The following is a 10,129-nucleotide window of genomic DNA, read 5'->3' on the forward strand; positions in this document are numbered from 1 at the left end:
TATCTCCTTTTGTGTTACCCAGCTCAAGCTACTGACGCCAAGTCGGCGATGTTAGGGCATGGTAACCGCCTCATCGCCGTTGCGGCTGGCCAAAGCCATGTAGACATTCTGCTCGATATACTGAGTGACGAACCGAACGGAGCCGTCGACGAGCGCGAAATGCACTCCTCCGGGATGGAGACTCCCGAAAGAAGTGTTGTTCCAGGTTGTGGTATTTCTGGAGTTAATGGGATACTGGACGTTCTTCGTAAAAAGTAATAACGTCCCCCGGTTATCGGTGAAATATCCACGAGTGTACGCCCGGTAATACGGCATGTCGGGCCACGCAATCTCGCCCACGAAAAGCGTGTTTGAGGAACCGTCCCGCACCGACGCTATGTCTACTCCAGACGGATAGAAGAAGGCACCCTGAGAGCAGTACCCGCCAAATGTTTCAGTGAGCCCATTGCATTTGTAGGCTGCGGGGGGATTCAGATAGTTATTAGTGCCATTGGGCCCCAAAACACCAAAGTAGTGCGCTGTGTACACACGTGTGGAACTTCCCGGAGGATAAACCTCTGATGCGTACCCCGACCGTCGATCTGTCTCCTCGGTACTGCTGGGACAAAAGTAGATGGGGATCGCTGTGGCTGCCACGCGAATCTTGTCGGCGTCGAGGTAGTTGCCCTGTTTGAAATTGAACTGGTCGAACAGAGGCTTTTGTTCAATAAATGGAAGGAGGACTACTAGCCAGGAAGCCTGATTACTGCTGAAACCGGGAGGGGGGAACCTGTTATGCGTCTGATGGTAGTTTAACAGACCAAGGGCAATTTGCTTCAGATTATTTGTGCACTGGGAACGTCGTGCGGCTTCCCGGGCTGCCTGCACGGCTGGCAGGAGGAGCGCTATCAGGATACCTATGATAGCGATGACCACCAGGAGTTCAACGAGCGTAAACGCTTTGCGATGAGACGCCATTGTCGTTTCTCCTTCCTCTTAGCGTTTGGAAAAGGCCTACCTTACCCCATGCGAAAACCACTTTACCGCTCCCAGGGCCAAATGTCAACCAATTTGTGCACTCTGAATTAACCCTTAACCCCAGTTTTGGCTTGGAGGGGGAGACGCCCGACGCTCGACTTTTTCAGGGCAATTCGTGGATTGCCCCTACGGCTGATCCGACTGGCTATAGGTGGGCACACGGCCACCGGCCGGGCGCCAGCCATCACCCCAAATTTTGCCCTTGCCTCACGAGCTAGGACTCCGCTAAACTTGTCCGCTCGACGAAGTCTCCGGCGGCTTATGGCAATCTGGGAAGATTTGGTAGGACCCAGTGGTTTGCACCATCATCCGACGGCACCTTCGCCTGTCACGAGAATGTTTGGGGCGTACAATAGAGTCTGAACGCGGCAGGAGGCCATCTCCGAACGTCCAGGTCCGATGAGCACCTGGAAAAAGGGATCACGGCGAATGGAAGGTCTCGCCATACTTCTCCCACCAGGCACGGAGGTCACCGCTTGGCACACGTGGGAGCGAATCTCCACCATGCCGCTCAGTCCCTATTCGGACGTCAAAGAACAAATTCGCCAGGCGATTGATATCGTCGATCTAGTGGAGCGCTATATCCCTCTCCGCCGTCAGGGGCGGGGATTTGTGGGGCTCTGCCCGTGGCATGACGACCACCATCCCAGCCTGCAGGTCAATCCGGAACGCCAGTGCTTTCGCTGCTTCGTCTGTGACATCGGCGGAGACATTTTTAGCTTCGTCATGCGGATAGAAAACGTCGAGTTCCCCGAAGCCCTGGCCATGCTGGCCGAGATGGCGGGAATTCCCCTTCCACGAACCGGAGGCAAACCGAGTGCAACAGACCGCAAGCAGGAGCTGTTCCGTGTCATGGCCTGGGCGGAGCAGCAGTACCATGCCTGCCTGCTTGAATCTTCCGAAGCAGCGACCGCACGCCAGTACCTTCGGGAAAGGGGCATCTCGGAAGAGAGCATCCGAAAATTCCGACTCGGATTTTCCCCACTTCAGCCGGATTGGATTCTCCGTCGGGCACGGCGGGACCAAATCGACCCCAAACTGCTGGTGACGGTCGGCATCCTTACGTCGGCACAAACTCGCGATTGGATCGATCGCTTCCGCGGTCGGGTCCTCTTTTCTATCCGCGATGTCCAGGGCAGAGCGGTGGGTTTCGGGGGGCGGGTGCTCCCCCAGATGGCTGATACGACGCCCGCCAAGTACGTGAACTCGCCAGAGACCCCGCTTTTTGCCAAAAGTCGGCTCCTTTATGGGCTTGATCTTGCGCGGGAAGCCTTCCGTCGCACCCGAACAGCGCTGGTTATGGAGGGCTACACCGACGTCATCATGGCGCATCAGCACGGCTTTTCTAACGCCGTGGCGGTGCTCGGCACGGCGCTGGCCGACTCTCATTTGCGGCTGCTCCAACGATATGTGGATCGGGTCGTGCTGGTGCTGGATGGCGACGAGGCGGGTCGGCGGCGTGCAGCGCAGGTGCTGGAGTTGTTTGTCGCCCGGCAGATCGACCTTCAGGTCCTCACGCTGCCCGACGATCTTGATCCCTGCGATTATCTGCTTCGGTATGGTGCCGCCGGTTTTCAGGAAGCCCTTGACGAGCGAACCGTTGATGCCCTGGACCATGCGTTTGCCGCTGCCACGTACGGTGTCGATCTGGAGAACGATGTGGCGGGTGTGAGTCGGGCAACCGATCAGTTGCTGAGTGTGATTGCCAAAGCGCCGGCCAGGCTGGGCGAACACTCTGCTCAGCAGCAGGCCCGGGAATGGAAGATCCTCTCGCGACTGGCGTTGCTCACGCGTATCGATGAGGGGGTTCTCCGCCGGCGATTGGAAGAACTGCGGCGTGGGCAAACGCGACCGCGTGTTGTTCCCGCGGTTCCCTCGCGTCCGACCCTGGATGGTTGGCATCGCACTTTTCTGGAGTTTCTGGTGGCGGTTCCCGAGGGAATCCGACGATTACGGGAACATTTTTCAGTGAATGATTTGACCTCCCCATTCGCCCGGCAGATCTATCAGGCCGCCCTGGATCTGTTGGAAATGGGGCAGCCGGTTGATTTCGAACATTTGATGTTGGCGCTCGACGACGCTGCGCTGCATAATGTCCTGGTGGATGTGGAGCAGACGGCTCGGGAAAAGAAGGTTTCCGAGCAGAATCCGGATGAATTGCTAGATGGGCTTCTGCGAAGCCATACCGCACGCATTGCTCAGTTGCAGGCTTCCCAGTTGGCCCATGCTTTGCGTAAAGGAGGACTGGCACCGGAAGAAGAGCTCGACTTGTTGAAACGGATCATGGATCAGCAGAAAAACCGCCAGAAGTGGTCCGAGCCCACGGAAGGGTGAGGTTTCTGGCGTCGGGAAATCGGCGATTCCCGCGCATCATTTAATCGCGGTTTCCCGTTATCTGGCTGGCTTTCGGCACGGAAGCACGAAAGGAGGCGACCCGTGAAACAGGCCGACAAGGAGTTGCAACGGCTTCTTGCTCAAGGACGAGCCCAGGGTTATCTGACGTACGACCAGGTCATCAGTTATCTTCCCGATCAGGAAACACGGCCGCAACGGTTGGATCGGCTCATCACGGCCCTGGAAGAAGCGGGGATTGAGCTGGTCAACCGGCCGCCGGTGGGATCCAACGGGGAGGCCGCAAGCAAGGACGTCGCTTCTCCCGCCGAAGATCCCCTCCTCAAAGACCCACTCCTCCGCGATTTGCTGCCTGGTCAAAAAGCCAAATGGAATAGCGATCCCATCCGGCTGTATCTCAGCCAGATGGCCAACATTCCCTTGCTGACGCGGCAGCAGGAGATCGCCCTCGCTAAGAAAATTGAGGTCACCCGCAAGCGATTCCGGCGCACGGTGATGGGGTGCCATCTGGTACTCAAACAGGCAGTTCAAACGCTGGAGGCGGTCCAGCGCGGGGAACTGGCGTTCGATCGCACCCTCAAGATGTCGCTCACCGATCAATTGACGAAGAGCCAGATTCTGGGCCGGATGCCGCACAACCTGCGGACTCTGCGCGGCTTGATGGCTGCCAATGAGCGGGACTTCAAGCGACTGATCAACCGGCGAACTCCTCCGGAAATCAAGGCCAAGGCACGGCGTCGCTTTTTGGCTCGTCGCGCAAGGATGCTGATCCTCGTGGAAGAACTGGGATTGCGGACGCGGCGCGTTCAGGCCATGATGCAGCAGATGCGGGATGTTCTCAAGCGGATGGAAGAGATTCGCGCCCGACTCCGTGAGCTGAAAACACAGCCGGGGGAATTGGGAGAACGCGATCGACTGCGGCGGGAACTGTGCGATCTGATGCTAGCGACTCAGGAAAGCCCGCGGAGTTTGCGGAGCCGGTGTGAAAAGATGGAGGCCCATTTCCGGGACTACACCGAGGCGAAACGCGAGCTTTCCAACAGTAATCTTCGGTTGGTTGTTTCTGTGGCCAAGCGATACCGGAACCGGGGGTTGAGCTTCCTGGATCTCATTCAGGAAGGCAACACGGGATTGATGAGGGCGGTGGATAAGTTCGAGTATCGGCGGGGATTCAAATTCTCCACTTATGCCACGTGGTGGATTCGGCAGGCCATCACCCGGGCGCTGGCAGAACACTCGCGGACGATCCGTATCCCTGTTCACATCATTGATCAGATCGGTAAACTGAAAAATGTATCTCGCCGGCTGATGCACGAACTGGGACGTGAGCCGACGCCGGAGGAGATGGCCCGGGCGGCCCAGGTGCCCGTTGACGAGGCCAACCGGCTGCTGGAAATGGGGCGTCAACCCAGCAGTTTGGATCGGCCGGTGGGAGAAGACGAGGACGGCGCGTTCAGCGAGTTGATTGCCGACCGCAACCTCGACAGACCGGAGTATGTCGCCCATCGAGAGTTGCTCAGAGAAAAAATCGAAAGCTTGCTTAAAACGCTCACCTACCGCGAACGGGAGATTATCCGCTTGCGGTACGGATTGCGGGATGGCTATGCATACACGTTGGAGGACGTGGGACGGATCTTCAAGGTCACCCGCGAGCGCGTCCGTCAAATTGAAGCCGACGCGATGGAAAAGCTTCAACATCCCGTGCGAGCGAAACAACTGGAAGCTTTCGCGAATGAACTGGTGGCGTAGTACCGCCGCCGTTTTGAGGGCCCGAGGCGGGCTGTCCGTACAGGACAGCCCTTTTTTTATTCCTCTGAGGAGGTAGCTCTATGACATCCCAGGCGCAAACAGTTCCGGAGATACTTCGGCGTATCCACAGCCTTTACCTGCAACTGGATGAACTGCGGGGCCGCCTGATGAAAGGCCCCCGGTTGGCGCAGGCACATCAGGAACAAATTCGTCAGGCCGAGAAGAACCTGGAACTGACCAAGAAAGCTCACACCGAAGCCCGCATGGCCAGTCACGCCAAACAACTGGAGTACGAACAGAAGCTAGCCGACATTCAGAGGCGAAAAGGCCGACTTCTCGAATGTGATGACAACCGTGAATATCAACTGCTGAAGGACCAAATTGCCGCTGACGAGATGGCTGCTAGCGTGCTTGCCGACGAGGCCATCGAACTGATGGCCCGAGTGGAAGAGATGGCAGTCAAGGTTCAAGAGGCGGAGGCCGCGGTGGCCGCGGCAAAGGAAACGGCGGCCAGGTGGCAGGAGGAATTTGCCCGTCAGGAACCAATTATCCGCAGCGACATGGCGGAGGTTGAAAAGGAGCTCAAGCATCTGATCACTCAGCTCGACGCAATGCTGCCCTACGAGATTAAGGACCTCTATCAGCGGACCCTGCGCAGTAAAGGGAGTGACGCCCTGGCACCACTCCGGGGTGAATTCTGCGGAGGATGCAACCAGCATGTGCCCATCAACATGCGGAGCGAACTGATCTGCGGCAAGCCGATCTGGTGCCGGTCCTGCGGCCGACTCCTGTATATCGCGGACGAGGGAAGATGACCAGCTTCACGCCTCCCGTTTGGAACGAGAGTTTTCGAATAATGGTCCGGCCTCCGCGATGCTCTCTTCCACCACGCGGCATGGCGGCAGGGACCGCAGGAATATCCTGCCATAGCTTTTCTGACATACCCGAGAGTCGAGAATCACCACGATTCCCTTATCCTGTTTGGTGCGGATGAGTCGGCCGAAGCCCTGGCGAAGTTTGATCACCGCTTCTGGAATCTGATAATCGTAGAACGGATTGCGGCCGGCCGCACGGAGGGCTTCAAGCCGGGCTTCGATGAGGGGGCGATCGGGAACCGCGAAGGGCAGTCGCGTGATGATCACGTTTTGGAGTGCTTCCCCGGGCACGTCCACTCCCTGCCAGAAACTATCGGTTCCGAAAAGGACGGCCCGCGGCGTCACTTTAAAACGCTCCAGCATTTGTGTTCGCGGTGTGCCCTCCGCCTGGGAAAAAAGCGTGTACTTATGCTCCGAAAACCACGGCTGAAGGGCGCTGGATACCTTTCGCATCAGGTCGTAACTTGTGAAAAGCACAAACGCGCGACCCTCTGTTCGGGCAATGTACCGCTTCAGCATGGCTACCAGCGCCCGCTCGTAGGCCTGGGGGTCCACGCCGGGATCCGGCATATCACGCACGAGGATTAGTTCTGCTTGCTCGCTGTAGTTGAAGGGACTGCCCACCTGAAGAGTTTCCACATGAGTGAGGCCGACACGTGACTTAAAGTATTCAAATCCCTGGTCGGCAACGGTCAGCGTGGCACTGGTCATGATGACCCGGGGGATAACCTGGAAAAGATGTTCTCGTAAGAGGCTTCCCACTTCGATGGGGGCGGAACCCAGCGTAACCCGTGGTATCGCACGGTTCTCGCTGACTTCCACCCAGTACACATGATCCGGCTCGCGCTGCTTGTTCCAGTGGTCGATCGCGGTGGCGAGCGACTGAAGCCGGTCCCGCGCGGCGATGAGATCCTGCCGTTCCTCCTCGGGATGGACGTCGGCCGCCCGACGGTGGACAATCTGGGCAAGTTTTTCCAGCCCTTCGCTCAGTGTGTTACGAAAAAGATTGGGTGCTCGGACCCGACCGTTGCTCGATTTCTCCTTTTCGTACCAGTCGAGCACCTGGGCAAAAAACTCGTCGGACCGATAAAGACAGTCCAGAACTGCCTGCTGGCCCTCCGCGCTTTTATAGTGAACGAGCAGCCCCCGCTGCGTTCTCTCGTTGTACAACCGCCGCAGATTGTACGCGATCTGAGTGTTACTGATCTCCAGCCCAAATTGTTCGGAAGCTACGCTCTCCAGCGTATGGGCCTCGTCGATGATGAGCAGGTCGTACTCCGGCAACAGAGAGGCGCCCTGCATCCTGAGCGCGAGGTCGCTGAGCAGAAGGGCGTGATTGACGATGAGAATCTGGGCCCGCTGGATTCGGCGACGCGCCGCAAAGTAGAAACAGTTGTCATAATGGGGGCAGCGGTTGCCCAGGCAGTTGTCCTTATCGCTGGCAACTTCGTCCCAAACGGTGGCCAGCGGCCGAAACGGCAAATCAGAAAGGGAGCCGTCGGTCGTCTGAGCGACCCACGCGGCCAGGGTCTGGAGTTGCTGCCATTCTTCATCTGCAAAGAGAGTTCGGGAACGGGTGAGTGCATTTCCCAGACGGCGACGGCTGATATAGTTTGCCCGACCCTTCACCAGGACTGCCGTAAATTCATACGGCATGACGCTTCTCAGAAAAGGAATATCTTTCAGGAGCAACTGTTCCTGCAAGCTGATGGTGTGGGTGGAAATGACGGCGCGCTGGACGTCCCGCACGGGCAGCTCTCCCGCCACCGCCAGGATGGTGGGAACCAGATAGGCGAAGCTTTTCCCCACCCCGGTTCCAGCTTCCACGACCAGATGCCGCTCCTCCACGATGGCCTTTTCCACGGCCTCCGCCATCTGGAGTTGCTGCGGGCGGTGCTCGTAGCCAGAAAGGCGGACCGCAATACGTCCCTGAGGGCCAAGAATTTCCGAAGATCGACTTGCCATAAAATCTGCCTGAAGACGATCACCACCGCGGAATGTCTATGTGACGACAAAGGTCTCGGGTGGTGGACGTCGCTTGTTCCTTGGTTCTCTTTAGGTTATCTTAAATCGCCGTTTGTCACCAGGATTGCTCGCGCGATCAACCCGGCGCACTTTGACGCCACCCCGTTTCATTTACGGTTTGTCCTGGAGAGAATAAACAGGCAAAAGTCAATCACGAGGTTTCAGAGAGAGCGTCATGCCAATTGAGTTTCTGTGCCCACAATGCGGAAGTCACTTGCGGGTACCGTTTTCTGCGGCGGGGAAGAAGGCACAGTGCCCTCAATGTGGGGCGATCACTCCCGTGCCCGCTCGTTCCGAGGTTGGTGCTCCGCCTCGCGTTCCTCCCCAAGAACCGCGCTCGGAAGAGCCCGTCGCTCCGCCGGCCGGGGAGAATGTGAGGCCTGAGGACAACCTGGGTAAGGGGGCCTTTTCTGGGGGAGAGAATCTCGGTTCGGACCAGCAGGTCTTTCCGGAGGCTGCGCCCTCTGCAATTCCCATCACACCGGCGATGCAGAGCCCTTACCCAGGTTATCCTCCACCCGGTTACCACCCGCCATCCACGGTACCTCCACGTATGGAAGACACGGGGATGTCCGTCGCCGCGCTTGTGCTGGGGTTGTTCGGCCTGATTGCGTGGTGTTGCCCGGTTATAGGCTTTCCCGTGGGATTGCTCGCCCTGATATTCGGGATTATCGGAGCAGGCCGGGGGGGCCGGGGAATGGCTGCAGCCGGAATCGTACTGGGTGTCATTGTCCTGGTGCTCAGCGGCATCAATGCCTTTCTGGGCATCATGTTCGAGATGGCTCAGCAGATACCGATGTGATTAATTCTGGTTGCTACTCGGTGCTCGAAGGTCCCATGCATTGAGCCACTTGGTTTTCACCGGCACCAACCCGAGTTCCAGCAATCGCTCGTGGAAATGGTACATGTGTCCGGCGCCGTAAAAGATGGCAATCCGGCGATGCCCCAGGCCGATCTGATCGCGAAGTACTTGCAGCACCTTTTCGTTGCGGCCGGAGATCAGAGTGGATCCCTGGGGACCCTCGAGGGCACGGATCTGTCCCTCCACGTCTTCCGCGAGTTGCTCGGCAAACAGCCGTTTCATTTCCAGTTGCCGGTCTTTACTGAACAGGGCTTTGAAAAAGTCCAGATCATTTCCCCCGGATTGTCTGGCCTGACTCTTCGCGAATTCGTATCCGAATGCCCGAAAGAACATTGTCCAAAAGTTTTCACCTTTTTCTTCCATGGAGCGGGTGAATTCCTCGGGTGACATGTCCGCGTGAACAAAGTTGGGACGGTGGTAATCGATGGCGTCCAGCTGAAAGACCAGCCCGAGAAAGTCTGTCATCGACCTCTGGATCACGGACACGGGATGAGCGGAGCGGGTGCCCGGCGTGACACGCGTCCCCTCCGGGGCTACGAGTTCATAAAGGACCACGTCATACCGGCGCAACTGCTTGTTGAGCTCCTCGTAATAGCCTTGTTCCGCGATGTGTATCACGCCAACGAGGTCCACACGAAGGTCCGGCGGAAGCTTTTTTTCGGCCGCCGCATTCTGCCTCGAATTGCCGGTGACGGATTTCTCAGCGGAGTCCTCGGCACGTGGTTGATACGAGACGATTGCCGTCTGAAGAAACTGCGGTTCCCCTTTCTTTTTCTGCAAGCGGATAAATTGGGGGGGCGATTGCTCCTTTGCCTTTGGGGTGTTGCCCGCGGAGTCCTCCGTCGTTTTGGCCTGGTCGGACTTCTCCGCGGCCGACTTTCGCTGAATCGCCTCGCTTTGACGTTTCAATCTCTTCCGGCTGGTGGACTTTTCCTGTGCCGGGACAGGGACAGAATGCTCCTGCTCAGTACTGACGAGTACTCCATTTGCAGGATCTACCGCCGAAAAAGCGAGAATTATTTCTCCCGAGTGAGTCTGAGAAGCTAAGCCCAGTTCACCGGGCAGAGCTGCCGCTACCAGCAGGGTAACGCTTCCCAGGCCTACAGCGAAGGCTAGCATCCGTCCGCTGTGCCTTCTTACGCTTGAATGAAGCGGAACAAAAAAACCGCTGAGCCCACGGAGAGACAGCACGGAGGTTTGACGAGTCATTGTCGCACCTGAAATAAACTCGAATCCAAGCCAGTAGAAG

The 10,129-nt window shown here is 57.7% G+C and carries 7 protein-coding genes; 4 read left to right on the top strand and 3 right to left on the bottom strand.

Features of this window, described 5'->3' with window-relative positions:
- Positions 1–51 precede the first annotated feature (51 nt).
- Positions 52–957, bottom strand: coding sequence for a DUF1559 domain-containing protein (locus tag THTE_RS05515; RefSeq protein ID WP_095414498.1), 906 nt, complete (start codon positions 955–957; stop codon positions 52–54).
- A 489-nt stretch (positions 958–1,446) separates the two neighbouring features.
- Here THTE_RS05515 and dnaG point away from each other — a divergent pair, with 489 nt between their 5' ends.
- The 3 genes from dnaG to THTE_RS05530 all read left to right on the top strand — a co-directional run bounded on the left by dnaG (position 1,447) and on the right by THTE_RS05530 (position 5,933).
- On the top strand, positions 1,447–3,351 hold the full coding sequence (gene dnaG / locus THTE_RS05520; protein WP_157731799.1) for a DNA primase: 1,905 nt from the start codon (positions 1,447–1,449) through the stop codon (positions 3,349–3,351).
- Positions 3,352–3,453: 102 nt separating this feature from the next.
- Positions 3,454–5,118 (top strand): sigma-70 family RNA polymerase sigma factor, encoded by a 1,665-nt coding sequence (locus tag THTE_RS05525; RefSeq protein ID WP_095414500.1) that lies wholly within the window; start codon positions 3,454–3,456, stop codon positions 5,116–5,118.
- Between the two features lie 80 nt (positions 5,119–5,198).
- Complete coding sequence (locus tag THTE_RS05530) at positions 5,199–5,933, top strand: zinc ribbon domain-containing protein (RefSeq protein ID WP_095414501.1); 735 nt, start codon at positions 5,199–5,201, stop codon at positions 5,931–5,933.
- Between the two features lie 6 nt (positions 5,934–5,939).
- Here the strand turns inward: THTE_RS05530 and THTE_RS05535 are convergent, their stop codons facing one another.
- Positions 5,940–7,958, bottom strand: coding sequence for an ATP-dependent DNA helicase (locus THTE_RS05535; RefSeq protein WP_237260206.1), 2,019 nt, complete (start codon positions 7,956–7,958; stop codon positions 5,940–5,942).
- Between the two features lie 235 nt (positions 7,959–8,193).
- Here THTE_RS05535 and THTE_RS05540 point away from each other — a divergent pair, with 235 nt between their 5' ends.
- Positions 8,194–8,820, top strand: a complete 627-nt coding sequence (locus tag THTE_RS05540) for an FmdB family zinc ribbon protein (protein ID WP_095414502.1) — start codon at positions 8,194–8,196, stop codon at positions 8,818–8,820.
- Here the strand turns inward: THTE_RS05540 and THTE_RS05545 are convergent, their stop codons facing one another.
- Positions 8,821–9,999 carry a hypothetical protein gene (locus tag THTE_RS05545; RefSeq protein ID WP_095414503.1) on the bottom strand — a complete coding sequence of 393 codons (1,179 nt, stop codon included), beginning with the start codon at positions 9,997–9,999 and terminating at the stop codon, positions 8,821–8,823.
- Positions 10,000–10,129: the final 130 nt, after the last annotated feature.

Source organism: Thermogutta terrifontis (genome assembly GCF_002277955.1).
In the GTDB taxonomy this organism is placed as follows: domain Bacteria; phylum Planctomycetota; class Planctomycetia; order Pirellulales; family Thermoguttaceae; genus Thermogutta; species Thermogutta terrifontis.

Bases quoted from the DNA above. Each gene is read 5' to 3' on its own strand.
- THTE_RS05515 (WP_095414498.1), bottom strand. From the start codon at position 957: ATGGCGTCTCATCGCAAAGCGTTTACGCTCGTTGAACTCCTGGTGGTC.
- dnaG (WP_157731799.1), top strand. From the start codon at position 1,447: ATGGAAGGTCTCGCCATACTTCTCCCACCAGGCACGGAGGTCACCGCT.
- THTE_RS05530 (WP_095414501.1), top strand. From the start codon at position 5,199: ATGACATCCCAGGCGCAAACAGTTCCGGAGATACTTCGGCGTATCCAC.
- THTE_RS05535 (WP_237260206.1), bottom strand. From the start codon at position 7,958: ATGGCAAGTCGATCTTCGGAAATTCTTGGCCCTCAGGGACGTATTGCG.
- THTE_RS05540 (WP_095414502.1), top strand. From the start codon at position 8,194: ATGCCAATTGAGTTTCTGTGCCCACAATGCGGAAGTCACTTGCGGGTA.
- THTE_RS05545 (WP_095414503.1), bottom strand. From the start codon at position 9,999: ATGCTAGCCTTCGCTGTAGGCCTGGGAAGCGTTACCCTGCTGGTAGCG.